This window comes from Sorangium sp. So ce362 (genome assembly GCF_051519845.1).
In the GTDB taxonomy this organism is placed as follows: domain Bacteria; phylum Myxococcota_A; class Polyangia; order Polyangiales; family Polyangiaceae; genus Sorangium.
The window spans coordinates 4,885,889-4,903,446 of sequence record NZ_CP150332.1; the positions used below are offsets into that span (position 1 = coordinate 4,885,889).

Annotated in this window: 18 protein-coding genes; 13 read left to right on the top strand and 5 right to left on the bottom strand. The window is 73.4% G+C overall.

The annotated features are described in order from the left end of the window. The first annotated feature begins 15 nt into the window (after window positions 1-15). The gene (gene nikR / locus WMF17_RS18885) at window positions 16-447 is read left to right on the top strand and encodes a nickel-responsive transcriptional regulator NikR (RefSeq protein WP_437492845.1); all 432 of its coding nucleotides are present in this window, start codon (window positions 16-18) and stop codon (window positions 445-447) included. A gap of 29 nt (window positions 448-476) precedes the next feature. On the opposite strand, the gene WMF17_RS18890 is transcribed toward nikR, so the two are convergent. Further along, complete coding sequence (locus WMF17_RS18890; protein WP_437603465.1) at window positions 477-1,304, bottom strand: SPOR domain-containing protein; 828 nt, start codon at window positions 1,302-1,304, stop codon at window positions 477-479. Between the two features lie 333 nt (window positions 1,305-1,637). Between WMF17_RS18890 and WMF17_RS18895 the strand changes: the two genes are divergently transcribed. The 4 genes from WMF17_RS18895 (at window position 1,638) to WMF17_RS18910 (ending at window position 5,981) form a co-directional block, all read left to right on the top strand. Further along, window positions 1,638-3,041, top strand: coding sequence for a hypothetical protein (locus tag WMF17_RS18895; RefSeq protein WP_437603466.1), 1,404 nt, complete (start codon window positions 1,638-1,640; stop codon window positions 3,039-3,041). Between the two features lie 207 nt (window positions 3,042-3,248). Next, window positions 3,249-3,866: a DUF47 domain-containing protein gene (locus tag WMF17_RS18900; RefSeq protein WP_437603467.1), complete on the top strand. Its 618-nt coding sequence runs from the start codon at window positions 3,249-3,251 to the stop codon at window positions 3,864-3,866. 92 nt (window positions 3,867-3,958) lie between these two features. Further along, window positions 3,959-4,303 carry a hypothetical protein gene (locus tag WMF17_RS18905; RefSeq protein ID WP_437603468.1) on the top strand — a complete coding sequence of 115 codons (345 nt, stop codon included), beginning with the start codon at window positions 3,959-3,961 and terminating at the stop codon, window positions 4,301-4,303. Continuing rightward, window positions 4,188-5,981 (top strand): amidohydrolase, encoded by a 1,794-nt coding sequence (locus tag WMF17_RS18910; protein WP_437650655.1) that lies wholly within the window; start codon window positions 4,188-4,190, stop codon window positions 5,979-5,981. The genes WMF17_RS18905 and WMF17_RS18910 overlap by 116 nt, the downstream gene beginning before the upstream one ends. 219 nt (window positions 5,982-6,200) lie before the next feature. On the opposite strand, the gene WMF17_RS18915 is transcribed toward WMF17_RS18910, so the two are convergent. Then, entirely contained in the window at window positions 6,201-7,250 is a 1,050-nt protein-coding gene (locus WMF17_RS18915; protein ID WP_437603470.1) for a helix-turn-helix transcriptional regulator, read from the bottom strand. Between the two features lie 187 nt (window positions 7,251-7,437). Between WMF17_RS18915 and WMF17_RS18920 the strand changes: the two genes are divergently transcribed. Next, window positions 7,438-8,391 (top strand): SDR family oxidoreductase, encoded by a 954-nt coding sequence (locus WMF17_RS18920; protein WP_437603471.1) that lies wholly within the window; start codon window positions 7,438-7,440, stop codon window positions 8,389-8,391. A 55-nt stretch (window positions 8,392-8,446) separates the two neighbouring features. Here the strand turns inward: WMF17_RS18920 and WMF17_RS18925 are convergent, their stop codons facing one another. The 3 genes from WMF17_RS18925 to WMF17_RS18935 are packed head-to-tail and all read right to left on the bottom strand — an operon-like array spanning window position 8,447 to window position 11,190. After that, window positions 8,447-8,884, bottom strand: coding sequence for a 23S rRNA (pseudouridine(1915)-N(3))-methyltransferase RlmH (locus WMF17_RS18925; RefSeq protein WP_437492872.1), 438 nt, complete (start codon window positions 8,882-8,884; stop codon window positions 8,447-8,449). Between the two features lie 6 nt (window positions 8,885-8,890). Further along, the gene (gene rsfS / locus WMF17_RS18930) at window positions 8,891-9,820 is read right to left on the bottom strand and encodes a ribosome silencing factor (protein ID WP_437603472.1); all 930 of its coding nucleotides are present in this window, start codon (window positions 9,818-9,820) and stop codon (window positions 8,891-8,893) included. 59 nt (window positions 9,821-9,879) lie between these two features. Next, window positions 9,880-11,190: a glutamate-5-semialdehyde dehydrogenase gene (locus tag WMF17_RS18935; protein ID WP_437603473.1), complete on the bottom strand. Its 1,311-nt coding sequence runs from the start codon at window positions 11,188-11,190 to the stop codon at window positions 9,880-9,882. A gap of 70 nt (window positions 11,191-11,260) precedes the next feature. On the opposite strand from WMF17_RS18935, the gene WMF17_RS18940 reads away from it, so the two are divergent. The 7 genes from WMF17_RS18940 to WMF17_RS18970 all read left to right on the top strand — a co-directional run bounded on the left by WMF17_RS18940 (window position 11,261) and on the right by WMF17_RS18970 (window position 17,534). Continuing rightward, a complete protein-coding gene (locus WMF17_RS18940) occupies window positions 11,261-11,629 on the top strand; it encodes a hypothetical protein (protein ID WP_437603474.1) in 369 nt (122 codons plus the stop codon). Next, window positions 11,626-11,898 carry a hypothetical protein gene (locus WMF17_RS18945; protein WP_437603475.1) on the top strand — a complete coding sequence of 91 codons (273 nt, stop codon included), beginning with the start codon at window positions 11,626-11,628 and terminating at the stop codon, window positions 11,896-11,898. The genes WMF17_RS18940 and WMF17_RS18945 overlap by 4 nt, the downstream gene beginning before the upstream one ends. A 78-nt stretch (window positions 11,899-11,976) precedes the next feature. Beyond that, entirely contained in the window at window positions 11,977-13,551 is a 1,575-nt protein-coding gene (guaA, locus tag WMF17_RS18950) for a glutamine-hydrolyzing GMP synthase (RefSeq protein ID WP_437603476.1), read from the top strand. Window positions 13,552-13,553: 2 nt separating this feature from the next. After that, the gene (locus tag WMF17_RS18955; RefSeq protein ID WP_437603477.1) at window positions 13,554-13,871 is read left to right on the top strand and encodes a PEGA domain-containing protein; all 318 of its coding nucleotides are present in this window, start codon (window positions 13,554-13,556) and stop codon (window positions 13,869-13,871) included. 187 nt (window positions 13,872-14,058) lie between these two features. Beyond that, window positions 14,059-14,481, top strand: a complete 423-nt coding sequence (locus WMF17_RS18960) for a hypothetical protein (RefSeq protein ID WP_437650656.1) — start codon at window positions 14,059-14,061, stop codon at window positions 14,479-14,481. After that, window positions 14,478-15,434 carry an RNA polymerase sigma factor gene (locus WMF17_RS18965; protein WP_437650657.1) on the top strand — a complete coding sequence of 319 codons (957 nt, stop codon included), beginning with the start codon at window positions 14,478-14,480 and terminating at the stop codon, window positions 15,432-15,434. The genes WMF17_RS18960 and WMF17_RS18965 overlap by 4 nt, the downstream gene beginning before the upstream one ends. A gap of 420 nt (window positions 15,435-15,854) precedes the next feature. Further along, complete coding sequence (locus WMF17_RS18970; protein WP_437650658.1) at window positions 15,855-17,534, top strand: serine/threonine-protein kinase; 1,680 nt, start codon at window positions 15,855-15,857, stop codon at window positions 17,532-17,534. Window positions 17,535-17,558 lie beyond the last annotated feature (24 nt).

Sequence of the window (17,558 nt, forward strand, 5' to 3'; positions counted from 1 at the left end):
TAGCCTGCGCCCACGATGAGCGACCTGGTCCGCTTCGGCGTGGCGATGGATCGAGCGCTGCTGGCCGAGTTCGATCGGCGCATCACCGCGCAGGGATACGAGAACCGCTCGGAGGCGCTGCGGGATCTGGTCCGCGCGGACCTGACGCGCGCCGCCTGGGACGAGGGCGCCGAGGTGGCAGCGACGCTGACCGTCGTCTACGCGCCCGAGGTGCGGGAGCTCGTGCAGCGCATCTCCGCGCTGGAGGAGCAGCACGCCGGGTCGGTGGTCTCCAGCCTGCTGGTCCGCCTCGACGAGGGCCGGGTGCTCCAGGTCATGGTGCTGAAGGGCCGCGGCGCGGCGCTGTCCGGGCTCGCCGGGCAGCTCGCTGGGGCGAAGGGGGTGCTGTCCTGCGCGCTCACGCCGGCCGCGGCGCTCTCGGAGGCGGCGCGCCGGCCGCGGGGCTGACGCGGCGGGCGCCGTCCCGAGCCCCTGCTCTATGCGTCGTCGCCGGGGCTCGCCGCCACTTTCACCGTGGTCTTCGGCGGATCCACGATGAACGTCACGAGGCGCTCCTTGGCCTCGAACTCCTGCCGGTAGATCACGGCCGAGCGCTTGTACTTGAAGGGACCGATCCGCACGCGGTGCCAGAGGCCGCGGCCCTTCACGTACGCCGGCTCAACGTACGCCTTGTGGCCACGGCGGCGCAGCGCCGCCGCGAAGCCCTCCGCGTCGGCGGGCTCCTTGAACGAGCTCACCTGGAGCTGGTAGCTGCCCGGCCCGCCGTGCTCGATCTCGGGCCCTTCCTCGCGGGAGACGTGGCGAGCCATCGCGGTGAGCGTGTCGTTCGGAGCGACCTCGCCCCCCGAGGGCCCGAGGACGTGCTGCGCCGGCAGCGAGACCACGGGGAGCCGGTCCGCGGCGAGCGGCGGACCGGCGTCAGCGGCCGGCAGCCGATCAGCGGCGGCCGCCTTGGCCGCCCGCGGGTCGCGCACGGCCTCGAGCGCCGTCGTCGGGTGCTCCGCGTCCGACAGGATCGCAGGAAAGGTCACGTCCGCCCCGATCGTGGCGCGGCGCGGGGCCGGCTTCACGCCGGCCGGATGAGCGCGCGCGACAAGATCGCCGAGCGGATCGGCGCTGACCGGCTTCTCGCGGTGCGGCGCGCGCAGGAGCGCCACCGCCGCGAAGACGATGCACGCCCCGCCGAGCGAGGCCAGCACGAGGGCGCCCGCGCGCGACGGGCGAGCCCCGGGATCCTCCTCCTGGATCTCCTCGAGGTTCCGCACCGCCCCGGTGTCCATGCTCTCGCCTTTGCTGCGCCTCATGCTGCCTCCTCAACCCGTCTACCCTGCCCGGCCGATACGCGACAACTTTCGTGTCTTACTTTATCCTACATCCGCCGGAGGGGTCCGATCGCTGCACGAGCGCGCGCTGGATGGAGCGCGCCCGGCGGTGAGCCCGCGCCTCGGCTCGGGCCGGGCAGCCTCGCACGCGTGGCGGCTGCGGGAAAAATTCTCGGCCGGCGACGGGGCGCGCGTGAGCGTCCGGCTCCGCGAGCGTCCGGGGTGCCCAGGGCCGCCTCACTTGCGCGCCGCCACGGGGCCGTCCGGCGCCTCCGCTGGCCTTTCGCGCGGCCGAGGCGCTAAGACTCCGCCTTCATGAAGACCCTGCGCATGGGCCGTGTCCTGCCCGCGATCGGCCTGCTGCTCCCGAGCTGCGCCGACGGGCCGCGGACGCTCACGATCGAGGTCGTGCCAGGGCACGAGGCGGCCGCCTTCCAGGACGACCCGCCCGTCACCCGGATCGAGGTGATCGCGAAGGCGGTCGAGGGGGACGTGGCCGTGTCCGCGTCGGCGGCGCCGGGCGGGGAGCTCGATCTCGGCGAGATCCCGGCGGAGCGGGCGTACACGTTCGAGGTGCGCGGCGTCGACGCGGGCGGGGCGACCGTGGTGCGCGGGCGCTCCGCGTCGGGCATCTACCTCGCCGGGCTGACGGGCGAGGTGCTGCCGCTCTTCGCCCAGCGGATCGGCGGCTGGGCGCGGCCGCCGGGCGAACTCGCGGCGTCGCGCGTCGGCGCGCCCGGCGCGGCGCTGGCGGAGCGTTACCTGATGCTCACCGGCGGCGCCGTCGCGGGGGGCGCCGCGGCGGATGACGTCGATCCGGCGCGGATCGACGGGTACGACCTCGCGGCGTGGGGCGGGAGCGCATCCGGCGGCGCGCTCCCGCGGGCGGCGCGATCGCTCGTCGTCCGGGCGAACCTGCTGCTCACCCTGGACGACGAGGGCGCGACCTGGACCGATGTGGCGTCGGGGCAGAGCGCCGAGGCGTCGCTGCCCGCGGGGCTCGGCTCGTTCGCGGAGGTGGCGGGCGGCCGGACCGTCGAGGCCGCGGACGGGCGCTCGTTCGTGGTGGGCGCGGCGCGCGCGGGGCAGACCGCGGAGGCGCCGGGCGAGCCCTCGGACGCGGTGCTGGTCGTCGGCGCGGACCAGGCGCTCTCGGTGGCGAGGCTCCGGCACGCGCGGGCCGGCGCGGCGGCCGTGTGGGTGGAGGGCGTGGGCCTGGTCGTCGCGGGCGGGGGCGCGGACGTCGCCGGGCTGGAGGTGCTCGGCGACGGCGCGACCGCGTTCGAGCCGCGGCCGTTCCCGCCGGACGCCGCGCGGGGCGCCGGCGCCGCGGTGACGGTGCCCGGGGAGATCGTGCTGGTCGGCGGGGTGCGGGGCGGCGCCGCGGCGCCGACCCGCCGGCTCGCGCCGGGGTGCGTCGGCGCGTGTGCCGCCGTGGAGGTCGCGGGCGCCGCGCTGCCGGCGGCGGTCGTCGACGTCGCGGCATTCGCGCTGCCCGGCGGGCGCCTCCTCGCCGTGGGCTCCGAGGCCGGCGCGGGCGGGCTGACCAGGAGCTTCGTGGTCGACCTCGCGGCGGCGCACGTCGAGGAGCTGCCGCTGCGGGAGCCGCGGCGCGGCGCGACCGTTGTGCCCGCGCCGAACGGGACGCTCGCGCTGCTCGGCGGGGTCCACGCGGAGGGGACGCCGGCGCTCACGGTCGAGACGTTCTTTCCGGAGTGAGCGGCCGACAGGCGGGCTCGCCGGTCCGGAGCAACGGTATCTCGGGCTGCTGCGGTGGTGTCGACGTCGTCGCAGGTGACAGAAGCAAGCGCCGGAGGTGGACCGCGCCAGAGGCGGAGGCGACTCCGACGTTCTGCATTTATCCACGAGGTGCCTTGTTCGTTTGCCCGCATTGACGAGCCCGGCGATGCCGGAGTATCACACGGCATGGGATTGACCCAGGACGCGGTCTTCTTCGACGCCCTCGCCGAGCACGCCCAGAAGAGCGTCATCGCGAGCAAGCTCCTCCTGGACATGCTCGACCGGCTGGAGGACGCCCCGACCATCGCCAGGAAGATCAAGGAGATCGAGCACGAGGGGGACCGGATCACGCACCGCTGCCTCGCCGCGCTGCACAAGACCTGGATCACCCCCCTCGATCGGGAGGAGATCCACGCGTTGATCACCCGGCTCGACGACGTGCTCGATTGCATCGAGGCCGCCAGCGAGCGAATCGTCCTCTTCGAGATCGAGACCACGATGGCGGAGGCGCGCCCCCTCGCGGAGTCGGTGGTGGCCGCGTGCGTCACCATGAGCGCGGCCACGAGCTCGCTCCGCGACGTGAAGGACGGCGCCCGGCTGCTCGAGCTCTGCGTCGAGATCAACCGCCATGAGAACGCCGCCGACACGCACTACCGCGGGGCGCTGGCGGCGCTCTTCAAGCAGGGCACCGACCCGCTGCTCGTGCTGAAGTGGCGTGACATCTACGATCAGCTCGAGAACGCCAGCGACCGCTGCGAGGACGTCGCCAACATCATCGAGGGCGTGGTGCTCGAGCACGCATGACGCCGCGCGTCATCGTCCGGCCCCCGTGAGCGTCGACGAGCGCCGGGGCGACCGTCCAGACCGCCTCCCAGATCTATGGTGAAGAGGACTGGATGGGAGACGCCTTCGAGGCGTTCGGCAACAGCAACGTGAACAAGCTGCCCATCGACCAGCCCTTCGACGCGGCCAAGTGGCAGGACGGCGACATCCCCACGCTGGATCAGGTCGGGTCCTGCTTCGAGCCCAAACGCCGAAGCCAGAAGGTTTGGGCACCGGAGCTTTTCGAGACTGCAAGCGACGTTCCGGGGCCGCGCGCTCGTGGGGTCCTGTTATTCATACCGGATGAGCTGCTGCAGCAATGCATCGTGGAAGCATCTGGTCTCGACCGGCGCGATCACCAGGGAGGCGATAGGTGCGGCGGGGGCGCGCCGGCAGGCGCCGGCCCCATCGACCGCTGATCTGATCTTCGTCAACGGCACCTTCCTGCTCGCCGAGCCGACCGTGGCCGGCGAGCAGGTCACCGCGGTCGCCGTCACTGGCGAGACGATCGTCGACGTCGGCGACGCCGACCGGATCACCCGCGAGGCGAGGCCCGGCGCCGTCACGATCGATCTCGGCGGCGACACCCTCGCGCCCGGCTTCGTCGAGGCCCACGCGCACATCGTCGCGGCGACCCAGACGACGTACAGCGTCGACCTGCGTCACTCACCGGAGCTCGACACCTACGAGAAGGTGCTGGAGAAGATCGCCCGCGAGATCGCGCAGCTGCCGACGGGAGCCTGGAAGTTCTTCATGAACTTCGATCCGTCGCTGCTCGCGTTCGACAGGGAGCTGGGCTTCCCGCAGCTCGGGTTCGATGTTCTCGACGCGCTGCCCAACTCGCAGAACGTCAACGTCTTCGTCGAGAACGCGTCGGGCCACATCGCCTACGCCAACTCGAGCGCGTTCGCGACCTGCAAGATCACCGACGCGGACCACCCGCCGCCCATCGACGGCGGCTGGTACGACGCCAAGGGCGGCAAGCTCACCGGCGTGATGTTCGAGCCGCCGACGTTCAAGCCGTTCCTCGACCATGCCGGCCTCGACCCGCTCGCGGCCATCGACGCGATGTTCGGCTTCCTCCACACCGCGCACATGAGGGGCGTCACCACCGTCGCCGATCCAGCGGTCGGCATCGGCGGCAAGCTCAAGGAAGAGCTCGAGGTCTATCACCTGATGGCGGCGCTGCCGATCTCGACGGACATCGTCGGCTCGATCGATCTCACCAGCCTCTATCCGCCCGGCGGTGAATCGCCGCAGATCGACGGGCTCTTGATGCCGGCCCGCGCCGGCGCGACCGGCTCGTACGGGGCGCTGGTGATCCCGGCGGTGAAGCTGTGGGCCGACGGCTCGACGCAAGGTTACACCGGATACCTCACCGAGGACTATCTGGCGCCGGTGACGCCGGAGGGCCTCCGCCAGCAGACCACGAACGGCGAGGCCGACTGGAGCCAGGACGACATGAACACGCTCATCGGGCGAGCGCGCAACGACAACTGGGGGGTGCTGGTCCATGCGAACGGCGACCAGGGCCTCGACATGGCGCTCAAGGCGATCAAGTACGCCTACGGCGAGGGCTCGGGCTTCCGCAACCGCATCGAGCACTGCACCGTCACGAAGCCCGAGCAGTACAACACGATGATGTCCCTGGGCGTCACACCGACGTACCTCACGAACCACATCGCTATCTGGGGCGACACCTTCCGCGACAACATCCTCGGCGCCCCGCGCGCCGAGCGCCTCGACGCCGTCCGCGACGCGCTCGACCGCGGCATGCCCTTCTCGTTCCATTGCGACTACGCGACGTCACTGCCGGACCCTCTGATGTACATGCAGACCGCGATCACCCGGCAGACCGCCACCGGCGCCGTGCTCGGGGAGGACCTCGCGATCGACACGCTCGAGGCCCTGAAGGGCGTGACGATCTACCCGGCGCGGCAGCTCGGCATCGACGACACCATCGGCACGCTCGCCGCCGGCAAGCGCGCCAACCTGGTCCGCCTCGGCGCCAACCCGCTGACCACACCGGCCGACCAGATCAGGTGGATCCGGATCGTCGGGACCTGGGTGCGCGGCCGCGCGGTGCCGATGGATTGACCTCGCGGGGATCCAGGTGAGTCACCAGGACTCAGGCCTTGCGTCCGGCGAGGCCTGGCGCGGCTCACCACAACGAATGCCAGGGGGAATCTCTCCATGAGAAACGAGTGGACGCTCTCCCCTTCACGCTCGCGCACCGAAGCCCTGTCCCCTGACCCGCTCCGCCGGCATCGCGTGCGCTGATCGCTCCTCGATCACCCACATCCCCTCCGCGCGCTTCTACATCGCCGCCTTCCGGCGTCGCAGCCTCCGCGGCGGCGCCGCCACCCCGGCGCTCGCCTGCGCCCGCGCCGCATCGCGCGCCCCGTACACCGCGCGGAGGTCCGCCGCGATCGCCTCGAGCCGCGCCCGCAGCGCCGCCGGCTCGAGCACCTCGACGCCGCGGCCCAGCCCGATGATCTGCGAGACCGCGATCGCCTCCCGCTCGAAGTCGACCGTCACGGTCCTCGCCCCGTCGCGCCCGCACCTCCCCTGCCCCCACCGCTCGTGCTCGCCGCTGGGCCGGATCCGCCGGAGCGCCGCTTCCCCCTCCTCGGTCACGCGCAACGTCGCCACGTAGCTCGCCCTGCGCTCCGCGAACCGCTGGCACCACGCCCTCCAGCACGCGGCCAGATCGAACCCCTCCGGCCGCGCAAACCCCTCGTCCAGGAGCCGCGCCCCCTCGACGCGCGCCCCACGGAACACGCTCGGCCCCCGCTCCGTCCCGGCCACGAGGTACCAGCGGTCGGCCTTGATCACGAGCCCGTACGGGTCCACCACCCGCTCGCTCGCCACGCCGTCGAAATCCCGGTACGCGAGCCACACCTTGCGATCCTGCCAGACCCCCTCCCGCAGGACCTCGAGGTGCGGCACCACCTCCCTCCCCTGGAACCACCCCGACGAATCGACGTGGAGCCGCTGCCGCGCGTGCTCGGCCGCCGATCGCTGCACCACCGGCAGCGCCGCCGACAGCTTGATCAGCCCGCTCTGCAGCGCCGCCGACAGCCCGATGTCCGCCAGGGCCCCGGGCGCCGCGATCGCGGAGAGCGCCTGCACCTCGGGCTGCGTCAGCCCCGTCAGGCTCGTCTGCCACCCCTCCAGCAGCGCGATCCCGCCGTTCGGGCCGCGGTGCGCATAGACGGGCACGCCCGCGGACGACAGCGCGTCGAGGTCCCGGTAGATCGTCCGCGCCGAGACCTGCAGGCGGCGCGCGAGCTCCTCGGCCGTCAGCTGCCGGCTCTTCGCCTGCTGGAGGAGCAAGAGCAAGCTGAGCAGCCGGTCCGCGCGCATGACTGACCTTCCGTGGCCCCCGCGTGGCGCCGGATACCGATCCGACCCGGCACCGAGGTTACGCGCAATTCATGACAGGAGGTGTCAGGAATCGTCCCGTAGCGTCCCCGGACGACCGAAGCCGCAGCGCCGCACCGCAAGGATCCCGCGCCGCCGCGAGCCCCGGCGCTCAAGGAGGAGACAGCGAATGAGACCGCTTGAAGGACAGATCGCCCTCGTCGCCGGCGCCACGCGCGGCGCGGGGCGCGCCATCGCGTGCGCGCTCGGCGAGGCCGGCGCGACGGTCTACTGCACCGGCCGCAGCGTCCGCGGCCGCCCCGCCACGGGGCAGCGCCCGGAGACCATCGAGGAGACCGCCGAGCTCGTGAGCGCGCGCGGAGGACGCGGCATCGACGCGCAGGTCGACCACACCGACGAGGAGCAGGTCGAGGCGCTCTGCGCCCGGATCCGGCGCGAGCAAGGGAGGCTCGACGTCCTGGTCAACGACGTCTGGGGCGGCGACGAGCTCACCGAGTTCGGCCAGCCGTTCTGGAAGCTCTCGCTGGCCAAGGGCAAGATCTTGCTCGAGCGGGCCGTCACCTCGCACATCATCACGAGCCGCCACGCGGTGCCGCTCATGCTCGAGCGCGACCGCGGCCTCCTCGTCGAGGTCACCGACGGCGACAACTTCGGCTACCGCGGCAACCTCTTCTACGATCTGGCGAAGATGTCGGTCATCCGCCTCGCCTTCGCCATGGCCTGGGAGCTGCGCCGCCACCCCGCCATGACGGCGCTCGCGATCACGCCCGGCTTCCTGCGCTCGGAGGCCATGCTCGACGGCTTCGGCGTGACCGAGGAGAACTGGCGCGACGCGACCGCCAGCGACCCGCACTTCATCGCCTCGGAGACCCCGTTCTACGTGGGCCGCGCCGTCGCGGCGCTCGCCGCCGACCCGAACGTCGCGGCGAAGGCCGGCCGCGTCTTCAGCTCGTGGGATCTCGCCCGGGAGTACGGCTTCACCGACGTCGACGGCCGAAAGCCCCACTGGGGCGAGTACTTCGAGGAGACCTTCGGCGAGTACAAGAAGGCCGACGAGGCCGCCTACGCGTCCTGGTTCAACGGTCCGATGGACCTCGCGTCCCCCGACTGGCCCAGGGAGTGACCGGCCCGAGGGCCGCGGCGCCGGCGGCCGCCGCGGGCCGCCGGAACACCGCGCGTCAGTGGGCGTACGGCTCGCCGCGCAGCAGCGTCATCGCGCGGTAGAGCTGCTCGATCAGCACGAGCCGCGCGAGGCGGTGCGGGAACGTGAGCGGCGACAGGCTCCACCGGTCGTCGGCCGCGGCGGACACGTCGGCCGGCAGGCCGTCCGCGCCGCCGATCAGGAACGTGACCACCCCCTTGCCGCGCGAGCCCCACCGCTCCACCCCGGCCGCGAACGCCTCGCTGCCGAGCGCCTTGCCGTTCACCTCCATGGCGATGACGCTCGCCCCCGCCGACGCGCGCGCGAGCAGCGGCCCGACCTTCGCCGGCGGGCCGTCCGGGATCTCGATCTCGTCGCACGCCACGTAGCGGCGGATGCGGCCGAGGTACTCATCCATCGCCGCGCGCAGCGGCTTGTCCTTCACCCGCCCGACGGCGGCGACGACCAGTCGCATGGGCGCTCAGTCCGGATCGAACCGAGGGGCAGGCTGCGCCCCCGGCGGCAGGCTCTCCTCCGGGACCGGGACGCGGCCCGCGTCGATCCAGAGGCCCTCGATGTCGTACAGGCGGCGCGTCTCTTCCTGGAACACGTGCACCACCACGTCGCCGAAATCGATCAGCACCCAGGTCGCCGCGGCGAGGCCCTCCATCGACAGCGGGGCGAGCTTCTCCTTGCGCACGGCCTCCTCCAGGCCCGTCGCGATCGCGTGGACGTGCCGGTCGGAGCGGCCAGTCATGATCACCAGGTAGTCCGCGTAGTCGACGCGCCCGACGACCTCCAGGATCTCGACGCCGATCGCCTTCTTGTCGAGCCCCGCCGCGGCCAGCGCCAGCGCGAGCTCGCGCGCCGCCGCCGACGGCTCGGGGGCCGGCGGCGGCGCGCTCCGGCGCGGGCCGGAGCGCTTCGGGCCGGCGAGCGGCGACTTGCCCCGCGCCGGCGACCGCCCCGCGAGCGGCAGCATCGCCTTCGCGCCGCCCTCGCCGCCTCGCGCGGGCCGCGGCGCGTCGCCCTCGTCCCGCGCCGGACGCCGCGCCCGCGTCGCCGGCCGATCCGCCGGGATCGGCCGCGCCCGCGTCGCCGGCCGATCCGCCGGGATCGGCCGCGCCCGGCGCTCCAGCGGCTCGACCTCGTCGCCCGCGCCGGCCGCGCGGCGCGCGCGCGCCGCCTTCTTCGCGGCGGCGTCCCCGACGCCCGCGTGCGAGGCGCGGATCCGGGGCGACGCCGGCCGCTTCGTCTTCGCCGTGGACGACGCGCGCCCGGCCGCGCCCGCCTTGGCCGTGCTCGCCTTCTTCCGCGCCGGAGGGCGAGGCTCCGCGCTCTCGTCCGCCTTCGACCCCGACTTCGCCCGCGGCTTGCTGTTCGCCTTGCCTGCGTCCTTCTTCGTCGCCAACGTTCTCTCGCTTTCTTCTGCGCCTGCTCGGTCGCCGGGCGCCCATCGTCTCGCCCGCGTCAGCGGGTCTGGCCCTCGCCGTATGCAATCCACTTGAGCGCCGTCAGGCTCGCGAGCCCCATCGGGCCGTAGGCGTGGAGCTTCGTCGTGGAGATGCCGATCTCCGCGCCGAGACCGAGCTCGCCGCCGTCGTTGAACCGGGACGACGCGTTCACGAGCACGCAGCTCGCGTCGACCTCGCGCAGGAACCGCTGCGCGTGTTCGTAGCGCGGCGTGCAGATGACCTCGGTGTGCAGCGACCCGTAGCGGCCGATGTGCTCGATCGCCTCGTCGAGCGACCGCACCACCCGCACCGCGAGGACGGGCGCGAGGAACTCCTGCCCGTAGTCGTCCTCCGAGGCCCTGCGCGCCGACGGCACGAGCGCGCAGGTGGCCTCGTCGCCGCGCAGCTCGAGCCCGCGCTCCGCGAGCGCGGCGACGCGCCCGAGCAGCGGCGCGGCGACGCTCTCGTGCACGAGCAGGCACTCGAGCGCGTTGCAGACGCCGGGGCGCTGGAGCTTGCCGTTCTCGACGAGGCGGCAGGCCATCTCGACGTCGCACCCGGCGTCGGCGTAGAGGTGGTTCACGCCCTTGTAGTGCTGGATCACGGGGACGCGCGCGTTCTCGGCCACGAACCGGATGAGCCCCTCGCCGCCGCGCGGGATGGCCAGATCGATCATGCCGGTCATGCCGAGCAGGATGCGCGTGGCCGCGCGATCGAGCGAGGGGACGATCTGCACCGCGTCGGCCGGCAGCCCGACCGAGCGCAGCGCGTCCGAGAGCAGCGCGCCGAGCGCCGCGTTCGAGCGCGACGCCTCCTTGCCGCCGCGGAGGATCGCGGCGTTGCCGCTCTTCAGGCAGAGCACCGCGGCGTCGACCGTCACGTTGGGGCGCGACTCGTAGATCATGGCGATCACGCCGAGCGGGACGCGCACCTGCCCGACGAGGAGCCCGTTCGGCCGCCGCTCCATCCCGACGACCTGCCCGACCGGATCGCTCGCGGCGGCGACATCGAGCACCGCGCCGGCGATCGACGCGAGCCGCGCCTCGTCGAGCACGAGCCGGTCGACGAGCGCCTCGGAGAGGCCCGCGGCGCGCGCCGCGGCCACGTCCTCGGCGTTCGCGGCCAGCACGGCGGAGCGCTTGCCCTCGCCGGCCTCGGCGCGCAGCCGCTCGGCGACGGCGCGCAGCGCGCGGTCCTTCTGGGCCCGGTCCAGCGGGGCGAGGGCCCGGGCAGCCGCCCGGGCGCGCACGCAGAGGGCGCGCAGCGTGCTCTCAAGATCGACGTTGCCGAGATCGACGTTGCCGAGATCGACGTTGCTCTGTTCCACAGCGGGAACCTAGCTCGCCTCCCTGCGCGGGCCAACCGTTCTCCTTCGCCTCCGTGCTAGCGTACCCGCCGTGTCCGGCGATCTCCGAAGCTCGAGCCAGGCGTCCTTCGCACCCCGCTCCCGCCCGGCCTGTCGCACGCCTGCGCGGCGCTGGGCGGCGCTCTTCGCCGCGCTCCTCGCGGCGCTCGCGCCTGCGGCGTGCGGCGGCGCGGACGCAGCCGAGGACGCGCCCGCCCCGCCGAGCACGGGCATCCCGCTCGCGGCGCCGAACGCGCGCGGCGCGCCGCTCGAGGCGGCGCCGCCGGCACCCTCCATGCCCTCCTCGCCGTTCACCGATCCGGAGGGCCTCCAGATACCGCCCGATCCGTTCCATGTTCCCGAAACACCGCCGGATCCGGCTCCTTCCGGGAACGCCGGGGGGAGCGGAGTGGAGCTATGACACGCCCTCACCACGCCTCGCAGATCGCCGCGATCGCCGCGCTCCTCGCCGCGGCGTGCTCGTCTTCCGCACCCAAGCCGCTCCCCGCCGGTCCGCCGCCCGAGTACGAGCGCCCGCGCGCCTTCGACGGCGGCGCGCCCGCCGACGGCGCGCCGGCGACGCCCGTTGCTCCGCCGGACGAGCCGGCGGCGACGCCGGGCGCGCCGCTGCTCGCCCCGTCGCCGGACGCGCCGCCGTCGCCCACCCCGCCGCCGCCCACGCAGCCGTGACGCCGGCGCGGCGGGCGGGCGCGCGTTCAGCGCCTCGCAGCGCCTCGGCCGTCCGACTCTGGCGGATCCAGCCCCGCCATGCTAGCGGCAGCCATGCTCTCACCCCGGCGGGACTTCGTCGTCATCCTCGATTTCGGCTCCCAGTACACGCAGCTCATCGCCCGGCGCGTGCGCGAGTCTGGCGTCTACTGCGAGATCCACCGCTTCGATGTGCCCGTCGCCGAGCTGCGCCGGCTCGCCCCGCGCGCGCTCATCCTCTCCGGCGGCCCCGCCAGCGTGTATGGAGACAGCGCGCCCCACTGCTCGCGCGAGGTGCTGGAGCTCGGCGTCCCGACGCTGGGCATCTGCTACGGGCTCCAGCTCATGGCGCACCACCTCGGCGGCAAGGTCGAGCGCGCACACACGGGCGGCGAGTACGGCCCCGCCACGGTGCGGGTCGAGCGCTCGGCGGGCATCTTCTCCCGCCTCACCGAGGGCGACTCCATCGACGTCTGGATGAGCCACGGCGATCGCCTCACGGCGATGCCGGAGGGGTTCGTCGCGCTCGGCACCACGGCCGGCAGCCCGCTCTGCGCCGTCGCCCGCGAGCGCGACAAGCTCTACGGCCTCCAGTTTCACCCCGAGGTCGTCCACACCCCGCGCGGCAAGGAGATCCTCCACGCCTTCCTCTTCGACGTCGCCGGCCTCTCCCCGACCTGGACGCCCGCGTCGTTCGTGGAGGAGGCGATCGCCGCGGTCCGCGAGAAGGCCGGCCAGCACGATCGCGTCATCCTGGGCCTCTCGGGCGGCGTCGACTCCTCTGTCGCCGCGGTCCTCTGCCAGCGCGCCCTCGGCGACCGGCTGACGTGCATCTTCGTCGACAACGGCCTCCTGCGCGAGGGCGAGGCCGAGGCCGTCGAGCGGACGTTCCGCGACCACTTCCACATGAACCTCGACGCCGTCGACGCGTCGGCGCGGTTCCTCGAGGGGCTGCGCGGCGTCGTGGATCCCGAGCAGAAGCGCAAGGTGATCGGCCGCCTCTTCATCGAGGTGTTCGAGGAGGAGGCGAAGCGCGTCCAGGGCGCGAAGTGGCTCGTCCAGGGCACCCTCTACCCCGACGTGATCGAGAGCGTCTCGTTCAAGGGGCCGAGCGCCGTCATCAAGAGCCACCACAACGTCGGCGGCCTGCCCGAGCGGATGAACCTCGGCCTGATCGAGCCGCTGCGGGAGCTCTTCAAGGACGAGGTGCGGGCCGCCGGCGAGGCGCTCGGCATGCCGCGCGAGATCCTCTACCGCCAGCCGTTCCCCGGCCCGGGCCTCGCGGTGCGTTGCCTCGGCGAGGTGACGCCGGAGAAGCTCCGCGTGCTCAGGGAGGCCGACACGATCTTCGACCAGGAGATCCGCGCCGCCGGGCTCTACGAGTCGCTCTGGCAGAGCTTCTGCGTGCTCCTCCCGGTCCGCTCGGTGGGCGTGATGGGCGACGAGCGCACCTACGACGAGGCGATCGCGCTCCGCGCTGTGCACTCGACCGACGGCATGACCGCCGACTGGGCGCGGCTGCCCTACGACCTCATCGCGCGCGCGAGCTCGCGCATCATCAACGAGGTGCGCGGCGTGAACCGCGTGGTGCTCGACGTGTCGTCGAAGCCGCCCTCGACCATCGAGTGGGAGTGACGATGGCCGCCGGGAACGCGAGGCGGACGCGCGCCGCGCTGGCGCTCGTCCTGCTCGGGCTCTCCTCGTGCGTCGCGCGGACCCCGGCGACGGTCTCGCTGCGAGTGCAGGGGAACGTGCCCGACGCGTCGGTCACGATCGACGACCAGTACATCGGCGCGCTCGCCTACGTCGCCGCCCGCGGCGTCGCGCTGCCGCCCGGCACGCACCGCATCACCGTGGAGAAGGCCGGCTACTTCGCCTGGGACCGCCTCGTCGAGGCAAGGAGCGGCGCCCCGCCAATCCAGCTCCAGGTGCAGCTGACGCCCGTGCCGGATTGACGATCTCGCGGACGGACACCGGCCGGTCCATCCCGCCGTCATCGCCGCCACCGCCCGCCGCTCCACTGCCTCGCGGGCGCGCGACAGCACAAGACGAAATCATCTCCAGGCGCTCTCCGTAATCCAGGGAGATGGATGCGCGCAGCACGCATTCATCGTCAACCCCAGGCTGATGGTGGACAGGAACATGCCGAATCGGAGCCCTCCGAAGGCGCTGTCGCGCGCGTCTTCCACGAAGAACATGGCCCGGCGCGCCCGCCGGTGCGCCACCCTCGATGTGTGCGGTCCCGGGAGCTGTCGTCCGGGAGGCCGCCTGTTTCATGCCCTGTGCGATCTCGCCGATCGCTTCCTGCAGCGCCGGGGAGATCAGCGGGCGATGCAGCTCGGCACCGTGTTGTTCTATGTCGCCTTCCACAGCGCTCGCGCGGCCGAGGACGACGACTTCCGCCTCTCACTCCGGACCTCCCTCGACATGCTCGTCGAGCTCGAGCCGATCGAGCGCTGGCTCCGCCCGCCGCCGGCGTTCGATCCGCCGGCCGGTCGGCCCGCGCCGCGCCCCTACCCCACCTGCGCCGGCGCGGATTTCCCGGCGGTACGGGGCGACGGATGACGCCGCCCGCCCCGCCTTCCCCTCCGGCGCGGCCGTCGTTCGAGACGGTCTATGCCGTGGGCCTTCCGTTCCTGCACCGCTCGCTCCGCTGGCTGGGCGTCGAGACGAACGATCTCGACGACGTGCTCCAGGAGGTCTTCCTCGCGGCCCACCGGAGCCTGCCGAGCTACGAGCCGTGGCGCTATCACGCGGCGCCTGCGCCCGGGGCCCCCACGGACGGGCCGCCGCCCCTGCGCATCACGCCCGAGGCGGCGCTGCAGCGGTGGCTGTTCGGCATCGCGTGGCGAAAGACGAGCCACTACCACGCACGCGCTCACCGGCGCCGCGAGATCCCCTCCGGGGCCGGCGCGTCCTGGCCGTTCGACGGGCGCGACCCGACGCCGACGCCGGAGCAATCGCTCGCGAGCGCCGACCGCGCCGAGATCGTGACGGCGCTGCTCCTGAAGGTCGCGCCCGAGCGGCGCGTGATCCTCGTGATGTACGACCTCCTCGGCGTCCCGGTGGCCGACATCGCCCGCGAGCTCCAGCTCAAGGAGAACACGGTCCGCTCCCGCCTGCGCCTCGCCCGCGAGGACTTCCGCGCGGCGGTCGCGCGCCAGTCGTCCGAGCGACGGAGCGCCCTGCGCGCCCTCACCGCGTCGGAGCGCCCCCACCAGGCCGCGGCCGCGTCCCTGCTCCGCGCCGCGCGCGCGTTCCCGCCCGTCCCCGCGCCCGCCGCGCGCGCGCTCTGGCTTCGCCTCCAGCAGCGGATCGCGAGCGACCGACGTACCGACGTTGACGAGCGCGGGAAATACGCAGCGGGCGACCCCACTGACAGCTTGACGCCCCCGCACGTTTGTGTAGTCTCCGCCCCCCTCGCAGAGAAAGTCCTACCATCATGGCCAATACCCCGAAGTGGAATGTCCGCCTGCGTCACGAATGGCTCGCCACCCCGCTCAAGAAGAAGCGCCTGAAGCGCTGCCAGAAAGCGCGGATCGGCCTTCTCGACGCGGAGAAGCGCAAGGCTGCCAAGCAGAAGCCGGCCCCGGCGGAGCAGTCCACGGGCTGACCCTCCGACCACCGTGCGGCGATAACCGGACCGGCCGCGCCAACGCCTCGACATCGCGTGCCGAACACGGTCCGGCATGTCGGCGCCCTCGCGCGGCGCGATCCATGATAGCGTCGCTGTGCGGTGTTCGCCCGCGCGTTGGCGACGAATCGTCGGTCCCCGCCTCCGGCGAGGATCGACCCGGATCCATGGGAGCGAGGCCCTGAGCGTGTCGGATTCGAGCTTTTCGCCCGGTCGCTCGGGCAGCCCTGCCGTACCCTCATCCCGCTCGGCCGGAGGCGCGCCCTCGTCGGCGCCCGAGGAGGGCGATGGACCCACCCGCGTCATGAGCGACACAGAGCGGCAAGCCGCTCTGGCCGCCGTTCGCGCAGCGCAGGCCCAGGCCGCCGCGGCTGCATCCCCCTCCACGACCGCGGAGACGGTCCGTCCTCCTCCTCCCCCTGCGGGGAACGCGGCGGAAGACGACCCGGCCCCGGTGACGGTCCGACCGCATGCTGTCTCCATGGGGCCCGCGGCGGCGGCGCACTACGCGACCGCCGACACCGTCCGTCCACCGCCTCCCTCCCCGGCGGGCGCGGCGGGCGAGCCGCCGGTCGAGGCGGACCCGCTCGTCGGCACCACCGTGGCGGGCGCGTACCGCATCATCCGCCTCCTCGGAGAGGGCGGCATGGGCCGCGTCTACGAGACGCACCACACCCGCATCCCGGGCAAGCGCTTCGCCCTGAAGACGCTCCACCCCGAGCTTGCCCAGCAGGCCACCGTCCTCGCGCGGTTCCAGCGCGAGGCCGAGGCGGCGGCGTCGGTCCGGAGCCCGCACATCGTCGAGATCTTCGATGTGAACCGGCTGGACGACGGCCGGCCGTGCATCGTCGCCGAGTACCTGGACGGCCAGGGGCTCGGCGAGCTCCTCGCGGCGTCCGGGGGACGGCTGCCGGTCGGCACGGCGGTGCGGATCGCGCGCGAGGTCTGCGACGGCATCGCGGCCGCGCACGCCGCGGGCGTCGTGCATCGGGACATCAAGCCGGAGAACATCTTCCTCACGGGCGACCCTGCGTGTCCCACCGTGAAGGTCCTCGATTTCGGCATCTCGAAGACCTCCGCGCCGTCCGCGCTCACGAGGACCGGCATGGTGCTCGGAACGCCGGCCTACATGGCCCCGGAGCAGGCGAAGGGGGACGAGATCGACGCCCGGGCCGACATCTACGCCGTCGGCGCGGTCCTCTACCACGCGCTCACCGGGCAGCGCCCCTTCGAGCGCAGCGACCCGACGGCGATGCTGCTCGCCGTCATGACCGAGGAGCCGCCGGGGCTGGGGACGCTGAACCCGGAGATCCCGCCGGCCCTGGAGCTCGTCGTCCAGCGCGCCATGGCGAAGGAGAAGGAGGCGCGCCACGCCTCGATGAGCGAGCTCGCCGGCGCGCTCGCGCCGTTCGAGGAGGCGACCCCGCCGGGGGGCCCGTCCAGCGCGCGCGCGCCGCTCGCGCGCGCGTCCGTGGTGCTCGGGAAACCTTATACGCTCTCGCACGCCTTCGGTCTGCCCGGCTCGGCCGCGTCCGAGGCGTACCTGACGCGGCAGATGGTCTTCCTCTCGGCGAGCCTGGGCCTCGGGTGGCTCGGCGCCGGCCTCGTCAGCTGCCTTGCCGGCCTCGCGCGCGCGGCGCGGAGCGACGCCGCCGCGCTGTCGGGCCAGGGCGCCACGCTGCTCACGCTCGGGATCCTGTGCGCCCTGTTCGGCGTCGGGCTGCTCGGCGGCTTCTACGTCTTCCGCCACGTCTGGCGCGACGACACGAGGCTGAGCACGCTCGCGCCGCGGCTCACGACGCCCGTCGTGCTCGCCCTCGTGGCCTACGGGGTCGCGTCGCTGCTGGTGCGGCTGCTCGAGGCCGTGTTCCTGCAGCGCGCCATCGGCATCGCGTGGCCGGTCTGGGACGCGCTGCTCTTCCTGATCAGCGTGGGCGCCGCGCTCGCGGCCGCCCTGTTCCAGTGGCGAGCGCAGCGGCGATGAGCCCGCGGCGGGGCTGCGCGACGC